Source organism: Maridesulfovibrio salinus (assembly GCF_055394525.1).
In genome coordinates this window covers 1,068,262-1,087,294 of sequence record NZ_AP042461.1, presented here as the reverse complement: position 1 = coordinate 1,087,294, position 19,033 = coordinate 1,068,262, and the positions used below count along the sequence as shown (strand labels likewise).

At 48.1% G+C, this 19,033-nt stretch carries 17 protein-coding genes; 13 read left to right on the top strand and 4 right to left on the bottom strand.

Translation table 11 applies throughout. The features are described from left to right. Positions 1–4: 4 nt before the first annotated feature. The 13 genes from ACZ5PW_RS04775 to ACZ5PW_RS04715 all read left to right on the top strand — a co-directional run bounded on the left by ACZ5PW_RS04775 (position 5) and on the right by ACZ5PW_RS04715 (position 12,845). Positions 5–1,225, top strand: coding sequence for a TrbI/VirB10 family protein (locus ACZ5PW_RS04775; protein WP_464558451.1), 1,221 nt, complete (start codon positions 5–7; stop codon positions 1,223–1,225). Position 1,226: 1 nt separating this feature from the next. Continuing rightward, on the top strand, positions 1,227–3,167 hold the full coding sequence (locus ACZ5PW_RS04770; protein WP_464558449.1) for a type IV secretory system conjugative DNA transfer family protein: 1,941 nt from the start codon (positions 1,227–1,229) through the stop codon (positions 3,165–3,167). After that, on the top strand, positions 3,127–3,576 hold the full coding sequence (locus tag ACZ5PW_RS04765; RefSeq protein ID WP_464558447.1) for a hypothetical protein: 450 nt from the start codon (positions 3,127–3,129) through the stop codon (positions 3,574–3,576). The genes ACZ5PW_RS04770 and ACZ5PW_RS04765 overlap by 41 nt, the downstream gene beginning before the upstream one ends. After that, the gene (locus ACZ5PW_RS04760) at positions 3,545–3,922 is read left to right on the top strand and encodes a DUF1937 family protein (protein ID WP_464558445.1); all 378 of its coding nucleotides are present in this window, start codon (positions 3,545–3,547) and stop codon (positions 3,920–3,922) included. The genes ACZ5PW_RS04765 and ACZ5PW_RS04760 overlap by 32 nt, the downstream gene beginning before the upstream one ends. A gap of 35 nt (positions 3,923–3,957) precedes the next feature. Further along, positions 3,958–5,589: a hypothetical protein gene (locus ACZ5PW_RS04755; protein WP_464558443.1), complete on the top strand. Its 1,632-nt coding sequence runs from the start codon at positions 3,958–3,960 to the stop codon at positions 5,587–5,589. Then, positions 5,586–6,101, top strand: coding sequence for a conjugative transfer signal peptidase TraF (gene traF / locus ACZ5PW_RS04750; protein ID WP_464558441.1), 516 nt, complete (start codon positions 5,586–5,588; stop codon positions 6,099–6,101). The genes ACZ5PW_RS04755 and traF overlap by 4 nt, the downstream gene beginning before the upstream one ends. Positions 6,102–6,104: 3 nt before the next feature. Beyond that, on the top strand, positions 6,105–8,264 hold the full coding sequence (locus tag ACZ5PW_RS04745; RefSeq protein WP_464558439.1) for a DNA topoisomerase: 2,160 nt from the start codon (positions 6,105–6,107) through the stop codon (positions 8,262–8,264). 22 nt (positions 8,265–8,286) lie between these two features. Next, a complete protein-coding gene (locus tag ACZ5PW_RS04740; RefSeq protein ID WP_464558437.1) occupies positions 8,287–8,499 on the top strand; it encodes a hypothetical protein in 213 nt (70 codons plus the stop codon). Between the two features lie 4 nt (positions 8,500–8,503). Further along, positions 8,504–10,801 (top strand): zincin-like metallopeptidase domain-containing protein, encoded by a 2,298-nt coding sequence (locus ACZ5PW_RS04735; protein WP_464558435.1) that lies wholly within the window; start codon positions 8,504–8,506, stop codon positions 10,799–10,801. A gap of 47 nt (positions 10,802–10,848) precedes the next feature. Then, positions 10,849–11,127: an XRE family transcriptional regulator gene (locus tag ACZ5PW_RS04730; protein WP_464558433.1), complete on the top strand. Its 279-nt coding sequence runs from the start codon at positions 10,849–10,851 to the stop codon at positions 11,125–11,127. A 69-nt stretch (positions 11,128–11,196) separates the two neighbouring features. Next, positions 11,197–11,991: a hypothetical protein gene (locus ACZ5PW_RS04725; RefSeq protein WP_464558431.1), complete on the top strand. Its 795-nt coding sequence runs from the start codon at positions 11,197–11,199 to the stop codon at positions 11,989–11,991. Between the two features lie 94 nt (positions 11,992–12,085). Further along, complete coding sequence (locus ACZ5PW_RS04720) at positions 12,086–12,313, top strand: hypothetical protein (RefSeq protein WP_464558429.1); 228 nt, start codon at positions 12,086–12,088, stop codon at positions 12,311–12,313. Then, the gene (locus ACZ5PW_RS04715; protein WP_464558427.1) at positions 12,288–12,845 is read left to right on the top strand and encodes a hypothetical protein; all 558 of its coding nucleotides are present in this window, start codon (positions 12,288–12,290) and stop codon (positions 12,843–12,845) included. The genes ACZ5PW_RS04720 and ACZ5PW_RS04715 overlap by 26 nt, the downstream gene beginning before the upstream one ends. Positions 12,846–13,134: 289 nt before the next feature. Here ACZ5PW_RS04715 and hcp read toward each other — a convergent pair whose 3' ends face one another. The 4 genes from hcp to traI form a co-directional block, all read right to left on the bottom strand. Continuing rightward, positions 13,135–14,787: a hydroxylamine reductase gene (gene hcp / locus ACZ5PW_RS04710; protein WP_464558425.1), complete on the bottom strand. Its 1,653-nt coding sequence runs from the start codon at positions 14,785–14,787 to the stop codon at positions 13,135–13,137. A 156-nt stretch (positions 14,788–14,943) separates the two neighbouring features. Continuing rightward, positions 14,944–16,323: a multiheme c-type cytochrome gene (locus ACZ5PW_RS04705; RefSeq protein ID WP_464558423.1), complete on the bottom strand. Its 1,380-nt coding sequence runs from the start codon at positions 16,321–16,323 to the stop codon at positions 14,944–14,946. A gap of 11 nt (positions 16,324–16,334) precedes the next feature. Beyond that, the gene (locus ACZ5PW_RS04700) at positions 16,335–16,907 is read right to left on the bottom strand and encodes a NapC/NirT family cytochrome c (RefSeq protein WP_464558421.1); all 573 of its coding nucleotides are present in this window, start codon (positions 16,905–16,907) and stop codon (positions 16,335–16,337) included. A 511-nt stretch (positions 16,908–17,418) separates the two neighbouring features. Next, positions 17,419–18,993 (bottom strand): TraI/MobA(P) family conjugative relaxase, encoded by a 1,575-nt coding sequence (traI, locus tag ACZ5PW_RS04695; protein ID WP_464558419.1) that lies wholly within the window; start codon positions 18,991–18,993, stop codon positions 17,419–17,421. Positions 18,994–19,033: the final 40 nt, after the last annotated feature.

Sequence of the window (19,033 nt, the reverse complement as noted above, 5' to 3'; positions counted from 1 at the left end):
GGTCATGTCAGATTCTCCTAACAGCCTTGCACGCCCGACAGTGAAAGTAACCAAGCTGGATAGCCGTATCCTATACGTAGGAATTGCGGTTGGCGTTCTGCTGGTTATCGTCTTGATCTTTGCCGTCCAAAGCTCGACTTCCAATTCTAAAAAAACCACGGAAAGCCTTGTTTCACCGATCTCTGAAGAGGACATGAAACAACCGGTTCAGACTCCGGACAGATCAGCCGGGCTTTCGCTTCCCCCTAAAGAAGAAAAAGAAGAGCCGCAGGAAATTCCGGCTCAGGAAAAGCCTTTAGTTACTGTGGTTCGACCGACTGAGCCGACTGAAGCAGAAAAGCAGAAGCTTAAAGAGCTTCAGGAACTCCGCACTTTCAAACTTGAACGTATGAAAGCGGCTTTGGCAGCTCCGCTTAAAATTCAAACTGCTCTTCCGGAGAAAAAGAACGCCCGGATAATCCAGACTTCGGCAGGAGATGTTCGTTCACGCCATCCTCTGGCATTACCGAATATGTCTGACCCTGCAGCAGTTGAAAGTAATGACCGGAAAGACAAGGAAGACTTTCTCAGCACCCGAGCCGCCAAGGATGGTTCGTGGCAGCTCCCTTATGAGCGGGTTCCCGGTAAACGCTTTGAGTTGAAGACTGGATCAGTCATTGCCGGAATTATGATCAGCGGCATTAATTCGGATCTCCCCGGCCAGATTATCGGGCAGGTAAGCCAGAACATCTACGATACTGCCACGGGACAATTCATACTCATTCCTCAAGGATCCCGTATGATCGGTGTTTACGACTCCAGAGTTGCTGCAGGGCAGACGCGCGTGCTTGTGGCCTGGAACAGAATAATCTTCCCGGACGGCTCTTCAATCACCCTCGGAATCATGCCCGGAACCGATATCGGCGGCTATGCCGGTTATTCAGGAGACGTGGACAATCACTATCTGCGCATCTTCGGTTCTTCAGCAATCATGAGCCTGATCAGCGGCGGCATGGCCTACGCTATGGACACTTTCAACAGGAGCTCATCTTCAAGCGACAATCCCAGCTTGCAGGATGAACTCGGCTCGGCCCTTTCAAGTCAGCTCGGCCAGTCCACCCTTTCGCTTTTACAAAACAACATGAGCATCAAACCCGCCATAAGCACCGCGCCGGGCAAGCGTTTCAACATGGTCGTGACCAAGGACATCGTGTTCGCCCGTCCTTACAAGCCATACAGGAGCTGACATGAAGAATGCATATGGACTAGGTAAAAAAGGCAAACGCTCATGGACCGGTTTGATATATCTAACATTCACTATTCTGCTGGCTCTAGTTGCCATGGGATACGCCACTCAGAACACAGCGGAATTATATGGTCATCATAAGGCATTGGGGCAAACTGTATACGAAAATTATTACTGGCCGTGGATGATCTGTTTTTGGATTCAAAAACTAGAACCACACAAGTTACTTGATGTTATTATTTCAGAAGCAGAAATGATCTTCGTCTTCCCTCAACTTGTTGCCTTATTCATCATCGTCGCAACTATGAGGAGAATTAAAGGAATTGATGACATCCACGGCACAGCGCACTGGGCCGACAAAAAAGAAATTCAAAAAGCAGGTCTGCTTTGCGGCTCAGGTGTTTATGTCGGTGGCTGGCAGGACAAAAAGGTCCTTCGCTACCTGCGCCACGCCGGTCCCGAACATATTATGGCTTTCGCTCCCACCCGTTCCGGTAAGGGCGTCGGTCTGGTACTGCCCACCCTGCTTTCATGGGGCGGAAGTTCCATCGTTCTGGACATTAAAGGTGAAAACTGGGCTCTAACCTCAGGCTGGAGAAAAGCTCAAGGTCAGAAGGTCATGAAATTTGACCCCACTGACACATCCGGCAGCTCCGCGCGTTACAATCCCCTTTCAGAGATCAGGCTCGGCGGCCCCCACGCTATTCCTGATGCCCAGAACATCGCCAGCATGATTGTCGATCCGGACGGTAAAGGACTGAAGGACTACTGGAACAAAGCCGCCTTCTCTTTCCTCGGTGGTACAATGTTGCATTGCCTGATCCACTTCCTAATCAATGAAGGCCGTCACGCCACTCTAAACGACCTCTCTCTGATGCTGGCCGACGAGAACCGCGACATGTCCGAACTATTCGAGGAAATGTTCAGCGAGGATCACGTTGCACACCTTGAAACCCTTTTCGGAAATGAGATGAGCGAGGATGCAAGAATCGCCATCAGAAAATTCATTGCCGCTGCAGCACGGGAAATGCTCAACAAGGCCGACGCCGAACTTTCAGGGGTTGTATCCACTGCCGTGGCAAACATGGCTCTCTATCGGGACCCGGTGGTCAGCAAAGCCACTTCCGGCTGCGATTTCCGTATCGCAGATCTCATGAACTCCGATCAGCCGGTTTCTCTTTATCTTGTCATTCGTCCTTCTGACATAGACCGCTTACGACCGCTCGTTCGGTTGATCCTGAACATAGTTCTTCGCCGGCTGACCGAAGAAATGGAATTTTCAGGCGGAGAAGTAAAAGCGGGCTACAAGCACCGCTTATTACTCATGCTCGATGAGTTCACGTCTCTGGGTAAAATGGAAATCTTTGAACGAGCACTGGCCTTCATGGCCGGCTACGGAATCAAGGCTTACATCATTGTGCAGGATCTCGCTCAGCTCCAATCCGCTTACGGAAAAGAAGAATCCATTATGAGTAACTGCCATCTGCGTATCGCCTACGCCCCCAACAAAATCGAAACCGCTCAGGTGCTTTCCAAAATGAGCGGGGAAACGACCATCATCCAAAAAAAGACCTCACTGTCCGGCACACGAAGCGGACACATGAACAGGGCCAACGTGAGTCTTTCCGAAGCCAAACGCGCCTTGCTCACTCCCGATGAATGCATGCGCCTTCCCGGAGCAGAAAAGGATAGCAACGGTAAAATAACCAAAGCCGGAGACATGCTCATCTTCCCCGCCGGCTTTGCGCCAATTTACGGCAGACAGATTCTTTTTTTTCTTGATCCGCAGTTCCTTGAAAGATCGAAGATTCCAGCACCGGAGAAATCAGATCTTCTTCATGAACCGGTTGAGGAAAAGGAGTCGCCTAGCAAACCGGAAATTGATCTGAATGCAGAGATGGATGAGCTCATTGAAGAGACTGCTGACTATGAAGAATGCTGAAATTGAAACTCTGCTCCCTGTGCGCTTCCCGCGTGAAGCCTGCCGGACCTGTCCGGCCTGCTCTGCATGGATGACCGCCAATGGGACCAGAAAGACAGGTCTCCCTGGATGTCCGGTCTGCCATGGTGAAGGACGTGTTCCATACATGTTCCTGCCTCCGGAACAGGTGTCTGGCCGCCCCTTGCTGGAAGTAGACCAGGGACGAATTCCGTTCCTGAAACCTCTCTTCGGAGAATGCAAAAAGCCAGGTCAACACCGGGCCATGAAAATGGGCATACAGGTGCGCTGCCCCGGATGTGATGACCTTTGCGTCATGCCTGACGGAATCAGCGTTGGAGACCTTATTTCAACCGATCTGACCAAAAGGAGAAAGGACAATGACCCGTTCGACCTTGAAGCCATCTTGTAAGCAGCAGAAAGCAAAGAAAATTTATATGGCCTTTCCATACTGGCACAAAAGCCCTGCCGCTCAGGATGAACTCGTTTACGAGGCAAACAAAGCAGCGGCAAGGCTGATCAAGGAAGGCTACCTTGTCTACTCTCCTCTGTCCCACAAAAAAGCTGTAGAAAGCTCCGGAATATCCGTGGACAAGGAAAGCTGGGAGCGGATCAACAGAGAATTTATCCTCTGGGCTGATGAGTTCTGGGTGTTTCAGATTGCCGGACCTGCTTATTCTGAGGAATTCCCTGCCGAGCTGGAGACAGCTTTCAGTGAATTCAAAATGGTCCGCTATTTCAAATTCCAGATTCTTTAATTTCCAACTGAACCTTATCTTCCAGGAATCAGTCCATGACTTCAACGGCACACAAATACGAAAACTACGATTCTGGTAACTGCGATGATCAGTATCAGAAGCAAGCTGATACCGATCATCTGAAAAAGCTTATGCGCCGTGATGTTGCCGGATTCTACAACCGTCTTTCTGTTACCGGCAAAAGGATTCTTGCCGCCCTGATCCAATCCGGCCCGTCCGCAGACGTATCAGGAACGCCGTTTCCTTTTGTCATCTCCAGCCTGCAACACATCGCAAGATGCAGCAAATTAAGCGTATTGCGCACCATTCCAAAGGGCGAAAAAGCAGGACTTTTCAAGCGTGCCGATCACAGGTCCGGACGCAGGCACGGAAGCATAATCACCTTATATAAAGAACGCTGCGAGTTCTTCCTGAGTCTTTACAAGCAGGAATACGGTCTGTTGCTTGATACCGATCATGATCGGTATCAAGTGCAGGGTGTTACCAATGCTGACCGGTATCAAATCAACTTTGGTAACAGGCAAGACCATAAAGGCAGCCCTGCCCAATCTTTAAACTTAACCAACAAGACAGACGCGCTCTTTTCCCGCTTATCCAATCAGGGCAAACGCGTGTTCGGTATCATCGCATCAATTGCCGACCAGACTGAACAGGATGAAATATCCCTTGTAATTCAATCCATTGCCAGCGATGCATCCTGCAGCGAAGTTACTGCGCGAAGGGTCATAAAACAAGGCCACGAGACTGGGATTTACACCAAAAGGACGCACGAGCGCGGTCCTCGCTTTGGTATCATCCTCAAGCTGAACAACGCCTCCATGGAGCGCATGAAGGAGTTGTTGCAAGCTTACCCGGCTCAGGATGTTACCAATGCTGATCGGTATCAGCCAGGTGTTACCGAACATGACCGGTATCATGACCGCAATGATACCGATCTTGATACCAATGGTGATCGGTATCCTGTTACCAATGCTGTTTTAGCAGTCCAACAAGGCGTGAAGCCCTGCCAATCAAAGGCTGAAGGCAATTCAATTCCGCATCCTGATACCAAAGCTGATCGGTATCAAAACCCGGTACTATTAGATAGACAGATAAAAAATCTATCTGGTTCTGAAGAGAATGAAGAAGAACGATGGGCTCGCAGGCTGCTTTCGATCAGCACAGACGAATTTCAAATCCTCTGGCCCCGACTCCATGATGAAAGATTCGGGCCGGATCAAATACGCCAGATCATTCAGCACCGGCTTTACTTCGATGAAACAATTCTTGATATCGAAAACTCCCTGCATGCCGCTGAATGGGAACTTGAACACGATACTTTTCCGGAAGCTCGCAAGGGTCCTTGCAATTACCTCTTTGCCACTCTGAAAGATAAAGGCACATGGCGCAGGCCTGTTGGTTTTCTAACTCCCAATGAGCAGGCCCTTGCCAACGCCAAGAAAGAGAAAGCTGTCATCCGTGAACTGCAGGAGCTGGACAAGAAAAAATCCAAAGAAGCTAAGCAGGCTGCACAGAATGAAAAATTTGAAGCATGGCTGAGCACTCAAACACATGAAGAGCTGCAAGCCATTGACGCGCTCTGCCCCATGCCTCCCAATACAGAAGCATCCAGACGCACCTGGCGTAAGTCCTATTGGATCAAAAACATCAACAGGAACGCAGCATGAAACAAGTGCTGCTGATCCTGTTCTTTCTCCATGCCTTGGGCATTATCTATCTGCTTCATGAGTTGGGCTATCGGGTCAACTTCACCGATTCCATGCCCCATGGAATCTACCAGATTGTCCCCGGTAAGCCTGGGCGGGGCGACCTGATCACCTTCAGTCTTGCTGAAGACAATCCCTATTTTCAAATTTCCCTTGAGCGTCACTATCTGGGCCTGAACGGTAACAGGCCCTTGCTCAAGACATTAGCCGGTCTTCCCGGAGATTCGGTTGAGATCTCCGCTGAAGGAGTCTGCATTAATTCCGAACTGCTCCCGCACACACAAGCCAAAGCCTACGATCAGCATGGCAGGCAGCTTCCAATTTTCCTGAAATCCACTGTTATCCCCTCTGCCAAAGGTCTGGCCCTGTCCACCTACACCGAAAACAGCTTTGACGGCCGTTACTTCGGTCTGGTGGATATGGACCAGGTGCGGAGGGTTGTACCTGTTTTAACCTTTAAACTCGGAGGATAGATCATGCGTCTATTCATCGCGGAAAAACGGGATGTAGCCTTAGCCATATCTCAAGCACTGGGCGGACCAGATAGGCCGACCGGAGCAGCCTTTCAAGTAAACGGAGATCGTATCACCTGGCTTTGGGGTCATGTGTTACGGCTGACTGATCCGGAAGAACACGATGAGCGTTACAAGCTCTGGGATCTGAATACCCTGCCTATGAAATGGCCGGTCACCTATGCCCCTGAAAGCAAACACGCCGATCATCTCAAAAAGATTATTGACCTTGCCCATCAAGCTGACGAGCTAGTCAATGCCGGCGACCCGGACCCGGAAGGTCAGCGGCTGGTCGATGAAGTTATCGAGTTTGCAGGTCTGCTAGAAAAACCGACCAAAAGATTGCTGATCAACGACAACAACGGTTCCGCAATTCTCAAAGCCCTTGAGAACATGGATAACAACAGCAAGTACCATGGGCTATCCATGTCCGCGTTGGCTCGTGCGGTTTGTGATCAGCGGTATGGTTATAACCTGACACGCTGCTATTCCACGCTGGCCCAGAGAAAAGGCTATCAGGGCGTACTTTCCGTTGGCCGTGTCCAAACTCCTATCCTCGGTCTTGTGGTTGCCCGTGACCGTGCTCATGAAGGACACGAAAAGCAGGCTTATCATACTGTCAAAGCACAAATTGATATGTCGAACCAGTTGATGGAAGCCGAATATATTCCCGCAGAAGATGCGCCGGTTGATGAAAAAGGCCGGATCGCGGATGCGGTCTTTGGGAAAAAGATTGCGAACGAGGTTCAAGGCAAGCCGGCCACGGTTCTTTCTATTCAGACCTCTGAGCGAAAGAATGATCCTCCACTGCCCTACAACCTGCTGGCCCTGCAGGCCGATGCTGCCGGACTCTGGAACTACAAACCCAAAAAGGTTCTGGAGATTACCCAGCGACTACGTGACCAGCACAAGGCCATCACCTACAACCGCAGTGATTGCCGTTACCTCAATAACGATCGGCACGCAGAAGCACCAGAGCTTTTGCAGGCCCTGACTCCGGCTTTTGGAGACATGGCTGAATATGCGGCTCCGAACCTCAAGTCCAAGGCTTTCAACTCAAAGAAAGTCACCGCGCATCATGCCATCATCCCGACCATGAATGTACCGGATCTGGACAAGCTCAATCAGGACGAACAACGCATTTATGATCTGATTGTAAAACTCTACATTGCCCAGTTTTATCCTCCGGCAGAGTTTGTGGCCACAAAAGTGGAACTGGAAATATCCGGCCACAAATTCAAGGCAGAAGGCAGGCAGAACAGCTCACCTGGCTGGCGGTTGCTGGATGAACAATATCTCAAGGATTACGAAAAAGCCGAGAAGCAACCGGAGCTGCACAAGCTCCAGCAGGATGATTCCGGCACAGTAGAATCCGCAGAATCAGTGAAGTCATTCACCAACCCCCCGGCACGCTACACCATGAAGAGCCTGCTCAAGGATCTCACTTCGGTCGCAAAGTACGTGACTGACCCTGAAATCAAGAAGTTGTTCATGGACAAAGATAGCGACAAGCAAGACGAGTCCGGCGGAATCGGAACTCCGGCCACACGCGATTCTCACATTGAAACACTCTTCAGACGTGGCTTTGTGACGGAGAAGAGCAAGAAAGTCATCAGCACCGAGCTGGGCAGGGAGTTTCATGATGCTCTGCCGGAATTCGCAGTAAAACCGGACATGACCGCCCTTTGGCACGAAAAGCAGAAACAGATCGAAGCCGGCGAACTGGATTACCTTCAGCTCATCGAGGAGGTAGACGGTTCTGTTGCTCAGGAGATCGCACGCGTCAAACGTGAAGGACTCAATATCAAGAGTAATTCTGTGCAATGCCCCAAATGCAAAACCGGCTTCCTGAAGCCCCGCAAAGGTAAAACAAAATTCTGGGGCTGCTCCAACTATCCCGATTGCAACGCAACCTTTCCCAACAAAGCCGGCAAGCCGGACCTCAAGGCAAAGCCTGCCAGCAAGCTGAAAATATCTGCTGAACACAAATGCCCGGATTGCGGCAAAGGTCTGATCCGCAGGCCTGCCAAACGCAAGGGCTTGTTCTGGTGGAGTTGCAGCGGATTTCCTGAGTGTAAATTCCGCTGCTTTGATGAGAAAGGGACACCGAAATTTGAAAACTAAACCTCAAACCCAAGGAGAACAAATGAGCCAAGACAACGAGATCAAAAAACACCTGACTGAACAGGCCAACCAGCTTGACCGGGAAATGACGGAAAATCCCGGTGCAGCAATCGAAGTTGACCCGGAACTGGCCGACCACATGGGAGCCTTCGAAGAAGATGCAATTACGCTTGAAGAAGCGGAAGACGCTTCTTTTGATCCCTTCGACCCTGAAGAAATTGAAACGGAGGAATGACAGCATGGCAAAAGCTAAGACACCATATTATCAGCGGTTTGCCGAAGACATCATCGATAAACTGGAAAAGGGAACCGCCCCCTGGCAGAGACCATGGAAAGCAGGTGAATTTCAGCCGGCTTTCAACCCTGTCTCCGGTGCAGTCTATCGGGGAATCAATCAGGTCATGCTCAGTTCTGACGGACTGAATGATCCTAGATTCATGACCTACAAGCAGGCTGAATCAAAAGGCTGGCAGGTCCGTAAGGGCTCCAAGTCTCAGATTATAGTCTTCTGGCAGATGTCCCAGACCAAGGTTGTTAAGGATGAGAACGGCAACCCGGAGAGGGATGAAGATGGAAATGTGAAAGACAAACAGGTCCAACTTCAGAAACCTATCCTGCGGTTTTCCAATGTCTTCCACGCCAGCCAGATTGACGGAATACCAGAATGGGATGGCCGGGAAATCTCGTGGAATCCGGATGAACGGGCTGAAGCCATTCTGGAGAATTCCGGAGCCAGCATCACCCATGATCAACGCAACCGGGCGTTCTACAGGCTTTCGTCCGATGAGATTCATCTTCCCCCGCACGCGGCCTTTGACAGTCCAGACAAATATTACAGCACCGCCCTGCATGAGCTGGGACACTGGACCGGCCATGAATCACGGCTGGACCGTGAATTCGGTCCTTTCGGTTCGGAGATCTACGCCAAAGAAGAGCTACGCGCGGAAATAGCAAGCTGGATGACCAGTTCAGAACTCGGAATAAGCCATAATCCGGACCAGCATGCCAGTTATGTGAAAAGTTGGGTCAAGGTTTTGAAGGAAGATCCTTATGAGATCGTTCGGGCCTGCCAGAGTGCTGAAAAGATCAAGGATTACACTCTTGGATTTGAGAAGGAACGCAGCAAGGAAGCAACCAAGGAGCAAGGCATGTCAGTTTCCGGTCCGGACAAAGCCAAGCTGGAGCAGCGCGAATCAAAATATGGAATTCCTGAGAATGGCAAGACCTGGCTCAAAGTGCCCTTCTCTGAAAAAGATGAGGCAAAGCAACTTGGAGCCAAGTGGGACAAGAAAGAAAAGATGTGGTTTGCCCCTGAAGGAACCGACTTGCAACAATTCAATACGTGGCTGCCGGAAAACAAAAACGTAGCACATAAGGAGGAGAAACAACAGGAATCCCGGCTTGCCACCGAAAAGACCTATCTCAATGTTCCCTACCGGGAAAAAGGACAAGCCAAGAAGCTCGGCGCACGCTGGGATAAAGCCGAGAAACTGTGGTTTGCTGCAACCGGAACAGACCTCACGCCTCTTGCCAAATGGTTGCCCAAAGAAAAGGTCAATACTCCGCAGGCAAACGCTGTGCAGGAATTCGCCAAGGCTCTGCAGGAAGCCGGACTTGATCTTCAGGGCCAGGAGCCGATCATGGACGGATCTCTTCAGCGCGTACCGGTCATCGATGGCAAGCCCAATTCAAAAGACGGCGCATACAAAGGATTCCTTGACGCCCGCCCTGCAGGATTCATTCAGAACCACAAAACCGGCCTTAAAATGAATTGGAAAGCTGACGGTCTTGAACTTACTGCTGAAGAAAAGGCCAAGCTCAAAGCACAGGCTGCCCAGAAAAGGATCGAACGAGAGAAAGCCCTCGCCGAGCAGCGGGAAAAGGCTTCGAAACGATCCTTTGCAAAGTGGACCAACGCCAAATGGGCCACCAATCAGCAGGAATACCTCGTTAAAAAAGGTGTTCCGGGCTACGGGGTCAAGGTTAACGAACGCGGGGATCTGCTTGTGCCCGGTCATGACGTGCGCGGACATATCCACACCCTGCAAACCATTACTCCGGAAGGCAAGCTCTTTGAAAAAGGCGGTTTGAAGGCCGGGATGTTCCACGCCATTGATCCTGAAAGCAAATTCAACGGCAGTGGCAAAATTATTATCGCTGAAGGATACGCCACTGCTGCAAGCGTGCATATGGCGACCAATGAACCGACCGTCGTTGCCTTTGATGCCTCAAACCTTGAACCGGTCGCCAAGGCCCTGAAAGAAAGTTACCCGCAATGCAAGATTGTAATCGCAGGCGACAATGACCATCATCTGGAAAAAAATGTGGGAGTCGAGAAAGCCGAAGCAGCAGCTAAGGCTGTGGGTGGCTCTGCCATAATCCCCAAATTCACTGCAGCAGAAAGAGAACAAGGTCTGAGCGACTTTAATGATCTGCACAAGTCAGCCGGACTTGAGGAAGTAAAAAAACAGCTATCCGGGCTCTTCAAACAACATAACACTGCGAAAAAGCAGCAGTCTATGGCTATGGCAATGTAAATTAACAAGCGGGTCTGAGGGGGGCCGCTTAAATAAAGGACAATATCATGAAAAATAACGATCACACCAATTCACTGGAAAACCCGGCTCACGCTATTAAAGACGGTCATGAACTGGTCATATGTGATGAATGCGGTGAAGAGCTTGTTTTTTCTATGCAGGATAACTACCATCAATTTGCCCTGGGACTTCGCACAGTCCTATGTTGCCTGCGCGTGGCAGAAGTAGAAGGCAACATACCACCTCTTCCGGAAGATTGGTGGTTAGACGTTGAGTTCAGACACTCTCTGGACAACATTTTCAAAAACTATCCTAAGCGAGAATAGTAAGTGAACATATATAAGCTCAAACCCAGCGACACTGAATTTAATATGCTATCACGTGAAGGATTTGAAATGACAACTAGAAAACTACCCCCGTATTACGAAAAACAGGATAGTAACGAGCTGCACTTTGCCGTCTGCCCAGCCTGCAATAATCCTATACAAATAATAGGGTTAAACAAAAAACTACAGCATACAGACCGTCCCTACGCAAAACATTACCACAAAAGCATACCGGGACTTGCAGTTTTCGACAAAGAAGCCTTTGAAAGCTGTTCTCTAGCTCATCCCAGAAACGATCTTTCCAAAAATAGCCGTAAGCCGGCATGCACGGAACGGGAAAAACAAATTTTAACCTCTCTGCAAGAGAACTTTGATCAGGTTGCGTATCTTTTTCAACTTTATTCCGGGATTGTCATGACCCCGCATTTAGCTGAAGAGATGCTCAAATGGTATGTAGCAGAGCAAGGTCACCTGTACAGGGGAGGTAACCTTATAAATGCCCCATGGGTGTTTGTTTATTTGTCTAGGGCACAAAATTTATGGGGCAGAAAAATCAAAGATGCCGAGCTACGTGAAGTACTCATCAAAAAAGTCCCTACTGGAACTATCAATAATAAAGATCAATTCGTAACGACAGGGCACGAAAAAGTTTTTTTCTGGTTTGCCAAGCATAAACAAATCAAGTCTTCAGATAACACCTTTAAAGAAACAATGCAGTTTTTTGTAACGTGCGACGATAAAGATATTTTCAAGAAAACAATCACGTTTGACTATGATCTTTTCCAAAGACTTATAAATACACCGGATGAAAGAAGAATATACAAAGAAGAGTTCAGCGAACTGGCCCGGAAATACCTCGGATAAACACAAGCATTTGACTTTACCTATGACAACTTTCAATATCAAAAAGCGATGGGGTTAACTCCTGCCGCAAATTAACACTTAACAGGAGATAAATATGGCAAAGTACACCCGTGAAGAAAAATTCAAAATCATTCAGGAAATCAGGAAGCTGGATGCTGAAGGCAAACACGATGAAGCTTATGAGCTACGCAAAAAACTTCCCATGCCGCCGCATCTTGCTATGGCTCTGAAGGACACCATTGGCGTTGAAGAACTGAAAAAAGCTAACCTTGATCTTACGGAGGCAAATGAAAAGTATGGCAAAAACTGGCTTGCTCGTTAAGCTTGCAACAAAACTGAGTGATGATTGGGAAGCATACCATCAGAAAGAAACTACACCTGAAGCATTAGCTTTCCAAGAAGGCCTCAAGGATACATTGGGCATGTACAAGGAGCTGGCCGAAGCGCAAGATCCTGAAGCTATCTTGAAAGCTGAACAGATTGCACTCATTCAGGAAAAAGAATTCGCAAACTCGGCAGAAATGGTCAACAGCATCAAGCCGGGCTTAACCCAGCTCGAAGAGGCCAGACAGTCACTGAAACTGGTCCATGACTGCGAAGCCTATCAGCAAGCGGCATCCACATATGCCGGCAAAAGAAAGCTAGGTGGCCTGCCTCTGGACGGCTTCAGAGAATTCATCAAAAGCCATCAGGCCAGAATTAGAAACCGTCTCAAGACTGACGGGTCTCATGAAGAGAAAACCATCCTCCGGCAGCGCAAAACCAATCTGAAGATCGCAAACGAGGCCTATATCAAATTACAGAAGAAAGCCCTCGGCATGGGTAACGCCAAGGGCATGGGAATGGCTAGATAGCAGGAAACTCTGAGGGGGGATTCCTGTTTCTTCAGCTCTGATAAGGACTCACGACTTTTATTAAGATTATCCTACACTTCGCTATCGTGCTAAAACAATTCCAGCTAATTCTTCTCTTCTGCCCTCTGTGCCTAAATACTTTAAAGCAGTAATGAATCAGCTACCCCCGGCTCTGCCGATGGTAACTGATTCTAAAACTAAGGAGAACGAATTGAACATTTTTCCAACGCGAAAGGCAGATCAAAGCCGCTTCAATCACTTAGACTGAAACGGCTTTGGGGTTATATCATTACTTGCCGGAGAGCATGGCCTCAATATCTTCCTGAACTTCACCGATCGGTATTATGTTGAAATTATCGACCAGTGTTTTGGCAACATCTGGGGACAAAAAAGCCGGAAGGGTAGGTCCAAGACGGATTCCTTTCACGCCAAGGGCAAGGAGGGCCAGAAAGACAGCTACCGCTTTTTGCTCATACCACGCAATATCGTACGAAATCGGCAGGTCGTTAATATCTCCCAAACCGAGGACTTCTTTGAGCTTGAGCGCAATTACAGCAAGAGAGTATGAATCATTGCATTGCCCGGCATCCAGGACTCTGGGAATTCCGCCGATATCACCCAAATCGAGTTTGTTATACCTGTACTTGGCGCAACCTGCAGTGAGAATTACAGTATCCTCTGGCAAGGCTTCTGCAACCTGAGTATAGTAATCTCTTGATTTGTGACGGCCATCACATCCGGCCATGACTATGAAACGTTTGATCGCACCGGACTTTACAGCCTCTACAACTTTGTCCGCAAGCGAAATAACTTGATGATGCGCGAATCCACCTATTATTTTACCAGATTCTATTTCTACTGGAGAAGCACATGTTTTGGCTTTTTCAATTATCTGAGAAAAATCCTTTGTGCCGTTTTCTGGCCTGTCAGCGATATGAATTGCTTCCGGATAACCAGTCATTCCAGTCGTATATATCCGATCCAAGTAGGTGTTTTTCTTTTTCAACGGAACCAGACAGTTTGTTGTCATCAGGATCGGCCCGTTGAATGACTCAAACTCTTCATTTTGTTTCCACCATGATCCTCCGTAATTGCCTACAAAATGACCATATTTCTTGAAGGCAGGATAATAGTTTGCAGGAAGCATTTCTCCGTGTGTGTAGACATCAACTCCCGTTCCTTCTGTTTGCTTCAGAAGTTCTTCCATATCCTTAAGATCGTGTCCGCTGATTAAAATTCCCGGATTGGCCCCGACTCCAATATTTACTTCCGATATTTCAGGATTGCCATATGTTTTGGTATTCGCTTCGTCAAGTAGAGCCATTGTATCAACTGCAATGTCACCAGCTTTCATGACCATTGCAACCATTTCGTCTGTAGACAGTGATTTTGTTGTTGATGCCAAGGCTTCCATGTAAAAACTGTAGATATCATCTTTCTCATACCCCAGAACAGCAGCGTGTTCTCCATATGCGGCGATACCTTTAAGCCCGATGATAAGTAATTGCTGTAATGAACGAACGTCCTCATCAGCTGTTGACAATATGCCTATTTTTTTGGCTTTTGCCGCAAAATCGTCAGGGGTCTCAGCTATCCATTCGGCGGCCTCGGGCAGACTATCAAAACGAAGATCCGGGTATTGATAATGTATTTTTTCTTTCAGTCCCTCACGTACTTTCAATCCTTTTTCAATTAATGAAATAAAGCGATTATTATCCCAATTGGCATTGGTGATTGTCGAGAAAAGAGCCTCTCCTATGAAGCGACCTTCTTCTTGAATTGAGATCCCCAACTCATTGGCCTTCTGACCATATATTGCAATTCCTTTGGTTACGAAAATCAATAGGTCTTGTAAGTTGGCAGTTTCCTCAGGTTTTCCGCAAACGCCCCTAACAGTACAACCCGAGTTCTTAGCTGTTTCCTGACATTGAAAACAAAACATGACGTCCTCCACTTAATTAAGGTTGGAATTTTCTATCTCATTTTCATTGATTCAAAGCCGTTAGCCTTTTGTCGTGCAGCGGTTATAAACTAGACAACTGCAATGACTTGCAATGTATCGGGACCAGTAGCCCCTTGATACATTCGGTTTATGGTTTTATTTTTTATCAAATATCTTCGCTGGTCTGGTTGTGTCTCCTCCCGTGTTCGGGAAGTCGGGATATCTGTATGCTTTTGTGTTGGTTTCAATCAAATGACGAGCTTCTTCCATGTACTGATTATACCGATTTTTACACTCATAGAACCCGTGCCACCATGCATAGTCCGGAGCCATCATAGCCGCTCCCATACGGGCTCGGCGCCCTTCATGGTGCCAAAGTTCGTAATATTCGACTTCCAGATGTTCATCGAAGAACTTGGATTTATCGAGCAAGCCCTTTTCATAAAGCTGGTCAAGCATTTTTTTGGCTGGTTTGTAGTAAGCGTTATTGTACTCCTCAACCGCTTTATCCATTTGTTCATAATGATCATTAATCCATGCTGTGCCGTGGCATTGCTTGCAGATATCTTTCATCTTGGAGCGTTCGACCTTCCAATCTGTGCCTGATGGAAATGGTTTGAAATCCTGTGGACGAACTGTCAAAGGAGCTTGAAGTTCCCATGAAAGGCGTTCTGTGACATCATGGGTAGTTGGCTGTTTTCCTGAGCCGGACATATGGCAAGAAGCACAGGTCGGAGCTCGATAATCGACGCCGGGAGTCCAAGCTCCCGGAGCGGAGTCAAAGTTATATTCCTGTTTGAATGCCTGGTAGATGTCACCATGCTTAGATTCACTATAGATTTCAATCTGAGGATGGTCTGGGCCAAGATGACACTGTCCGCAGGTTTCAGGCTTACGGGCTTCCATTACAGAGAAGCGGTGACGGGTATGGCAACTGGTGCAACTGCCAAGAGAGCCATCCAGATTCAACCTGCCGACACCAACATTAGGCCATGTGGCCGGATCGAGCTTGCCGTCTTTCATTTTAAGGACTGTGCCATGACAATAATAACAACCTGTTTTACGCTCGTTTTCGGAGTTCATTCCCTGATTAAGCCATGGATCTATTTTCCACATGATTTCTATAGTGTTGGCATGCTTACTTTTGGAATACTGTTTAGCTTCGTCAGGGTGACAACGTGAGCAATCTTTGGGGGTAACTGGAGAAGCAATGGGAACATAGTACTTCTTCTCACCCATGGGCATATCACCCTTGGAATAATATTTTTCATGATCTATGGCGATGTCTTTATCTCCCGGCTGTGCTTGATGACAGTCAAGACAAGTGATGCCAGCTGAAGCGTGACGGCTCATAGCCCAGTCTGCAAAAATCCCAGGTGTCTCCTGCTTGTGACATTCTATGCAAGCAACCCCTTGAGGTGGAGTTGAGCGATCCATGCGGAGCTCGCGCACTTTGGGATAATTCTGCCCTGAGGCTACTGTTGTGCAGAAAAATAAAAAGCTGAAAGCAAATAGTAAGAATATGTTTTTCCTCATCCCATTTCCCCCTAAATCCCTAGGTCACGCAAACCGTTTGCCTGATACGGTGCGTTGAACTGTTTGTAATCGTAGAACGGTCTGTCTTTATGTACGAGGTCCCTGTGGCAGTCTGTACACTTGTATTCCGTTCCTTCTGCTGCATAAAGAACTTTACGGTGAGCCAACATTGCCCCCCGCTTGCCCGGCATGTGCAATATATTGCGATGGCACTTCATACATTGATCGTTCTTCATGGTCGCCCAGATTCGTTCTTTCATTATCTGCCTGTCGTAGCTCTCCGCTCCGCCTGTGAAATGGGCCACAACATCCTTGAGGCCATGCGCTGACTTGGTATAAAAAAAATCAAACGTGTCGTGAGGAGCAGGCAGATGGCAATCCATGCAATCCGCCACAAATCCCTGCGCATTATTGACATGCGTTGAAGACTTCCAAGCCAATACGGCAGGACGGATTTCATGACATGACCCGCAGAATTCCGGTGTAGAAGTCCTGACCATCGTATAATAAGTCATGCTGAAAAGCGGAAAAGCGATAAGCACACCAAGCAAAATAAATAGGATAGACTTTGTCCTTCGCTTCATACCTCCTCCGTTTTTTGTTAACTCAAACTCGGCTTGCCACAGTTAAAAATTATATTCAGAATAGCATATACTTTTTTTCATATAAAGACAGCATATTTAATACTCAAATTTCGGAGAACCTCATCCATAGGGCATATATGTCTTCGCCCAGATGGCAAGTAAGATTATAGACAAATCCAAAATCAGATACAGAAGACGCAGGGGGATCCGTAATGATCGATACGCGGAAGCGGAAGTGCTGATCTCCTTTTTATTAAGACGAGGCATCAGTGGCGGTGTAAAAATTACGGGCAGATCTATTCCGTCACCAGTGGCACTTGGATGCATTCCACTAATCTGTAACTATTAAGACCATCCTGATAACGATCCTATTTGTTGACGCAGCCAAGGGCATATCTGCGTCGCAACTGATGAGATATATCTGTTCGGAGCGAGCTCTTGCAGAGAGTCTACGCAGGAGAAAAAACCGGGGCCAAGAAGATCTTTGTGCAAACGCTACATAACACCCTTTTTATCGTGATATTGTTTGTCTTTTCTTCAAATTTAATCGCCCAATCTCATTCCCAGAAACCTTAATATTCCGTCCAAACATCATCCGCGCAAATCCCTGTGCAACCTGAACGGCTGCAGGATCATTCACGCTGAAGAAAATCTTATCACCATTGTCTTTGACCATGGCTCCATTCTTCAAAGTGTAGAGCACGTTTCCGGAAGAATCGACGCGCCAGGTCATTTGATCCAGATTACGCTTTCTGGGATCGGCAGTGCGCTTGGCCTCTTCGGCCTGCAACTGGAGCATCTTGGAAATGGACAACAGCCTGCGCTTATCCTTCCACGCCAAGCTTGAATCAGTTCTGAACCGACTCTGCTTAAGCTTCAGTTCAGAAACTTTTGATACCGGGGAATCAAAAACAGGAGAAGGATTGCTTTGGATCGGCTTCTTCTTCGACCGCAGGACCTTCAGGGCGATTTCATCACCGCTCTCAGCCTTCCATTTCAAGAAATCGTTCCAGCGGTTAAACGGAGTCTGCTCACGTAGCTCCGCGCGCTTTCCGGACATTTCCTTTTTGAGTGCTTCGATAGCCTCTGTCTTTCTGCCGGCAGCAAGAGCAATTAGCCGACTACGGTCTTTGATTCTAAGTTTTTTGTCATTCTTAAGAGCTTTGATCTTGCCATCCCAATAGGAACTGGTCTGCTTCCAGCGACCATCCTGCTCTTCGCGCAGATTTTCATAAGCCTTTTTCCTGCCGGAAACAGCGGCCTGATATTCAGCATACAGTTCACCGCGGTGCTTATGCAGCGGTCGGCCGACATACCTATCCTTCTCATTAACCACAATCCCCTTGGACTTCTGATAGTGACCGAGCTTGGATTCAAGTTTGGTTTTCGTAAAATCCCGGTCAAGGCGGCTGGCTTTGATGGCCGTCTTGGAATGACGGTCCTTGATGCTGCAACCATTCCCGCGCAATCGAACTTCGATCCCGATCTCAGCAAGTGACATTTGAAATTCATGCCAGTCCTGCGCCTTATCAAGAGACTTCAAGATAAAGTCCTTGCGTTCCTTCACATACGAATCAAAAGACTGCTGGCCGGAGTGAGCTTCATAAGTGGCAGCACGGTCATTGCTGCGCTTAGGCTCCTGATCTTTCTTCCTGCCATTATCGAATTTCAAGGCGAACTTCTGTTCCAACTCACGGTGCAGCCGGTCGCGCTTGTAGAAATCCCGATAAGGCTCGTAGCGAGTCAATTTCTCCGGATGAATCATATTATATGCGATGTGCATATGAATATTGTTGGTATTCTTGTGAACGCCACAATGCCGCTGGTGCTCCTCAAAGCCCAAGGCCTTGGAAAACTCCTGCTCGATCTCTTTGAAATCCTTCTCCATGAGAACGGATTCATCTTCCGGCCTGAAGGAAACTATCAAATGATAGGTCTTTTCCTTGCGGGTGCGCTGATTCAGATCCTGAGTATCAATGACCTCCTGAATCGCTAGCTCATAATCCTCACCAGCCCAGCAGCCAGCACACCAGGACATCAAGGTCTTTTCGCCCTTGTGCTTGGCATCGGCAATGTAATCGGCCAAACGCCGATAATTGTCGTTTTGAGGCTTGCAAGAAATCCTG

Excerpts from the sequence above, each read along its gene's own strand:
- ACZ5PW_RS04775 (WP_464558451.1), top strand. The coding sequence starts at position 5 with ATGTCAGATTCTCCTAACAGCCTTGCACGCCCGACAGTGAAAGTAACC.
- ACZ5PW_RS04770 (WP_464558449.1), top strand. The coding sequence starts at position 1,227 with ATGAAGAATGCATATGGACTAGGTAAAAAAGGCAAACGCTCATGGACC.
- ACZ5PW_RS04765 (WP_464558447.1), top strand. The coding sequence starts at position 3,127 with ATGAGCTCATTGAAGAGACTGCTGACTATGAAGAATGCTGAAATTGAA.
- ACZ5PW_RS04760 (WP_464558445.1), top strand. The coding sequence starts at position 3,545 with ATGACCCGTTCGACCTTGAAGCCATCTTGTAAGCAGCAGAAAGCAAAG.
- ACZ5PW_RS04755 (WP_464558443.1), top strand. The coding sequence starts at position 3,958 with ATGACTTCAACGGCACACAAATACGAAAACTACGATTCTGGTAACTGC.
- traF (WP_464558441.1), top strand. The coding sequence starts at position 5,586 with ATGAAACAAGTGCTGCTGATCCTGTTCTTTCTCCATGCCTTGGGCATT.
- ACZ5PW_RS04745 (WP_464558439.1), top strand. The coding sequence starts at position 6,105 with ATGCGTCTATTCATCGCGGAAAAACGGGATGTAGCCTTAGCCATATCT.
- ACZ5PW_RS04740 (WP_464558437.1), top strand. The coding sequence starts at position 8,287 with ATGAGCCAAGACAACGAGATCAAAAAACACCTGACTGAACAGGCCAAC.
- ACZ5PW_RS04735 (WP_464558435.1), top strand. The coding sequence starts at position 8,504 with ATGGCAAAAGCTAAGACACCATATTATCAGCGGTTTGCCGAAGACATC.
- ACZ5PW_RS04730 (WP_464558433.1), top strand. The coding sequence starts at position 10,849 with ATGAAAAATAACGATCACACCAATTCACTGGAAAACCCGGCTCACGCT.
- ACZ5PW_RS04725 (WP_464558431.1), top strand. The coding sequence starts at position 11,197 with ATGACAACTAGAAAACTACCCCCGTATTACGAAAAACAGGATAGTAAC.
- ACZ5PW_RS04720 (WP_464558429.1), top strand. The coding sequence starts at position 12,086 with ATGGCAAAGTACACCCGTGAAGAAAAATTCAAAATCATTCAGGAAATC.
- ACZ5PW_RS04715 (WP_464558427.1), top strand. The coding sequence starts at position 12,288 with ATGGCAAAAACTGGCTTGCTCGTTAAGCTTGCAACAAAACTGAGTGAT.
- hcp (WP_464558425.1), bottom strand. The coding sequence starts at position 14,787 with ATGTTTTGTTTTCAATGTCAGGAAACAGCTAAGAACTCGGGTTGTACT.
- ACZ5PW_RS04705 (WP_464558423.1), bottom strand. The coding sequence starts at position 16,323 with ATGAGGAAAAACATATTCTTACTATTTGCTTTCAGCTTTTTATTTTTC.
- ACZ5PW_RS04700 (WP_464558421.1), bottom strand. The coding sequence starts at position 16,907 with ATGAAGCGAAGGACAAAGTCTATCCTATTTATTTTGCTTGGTGTGCTT.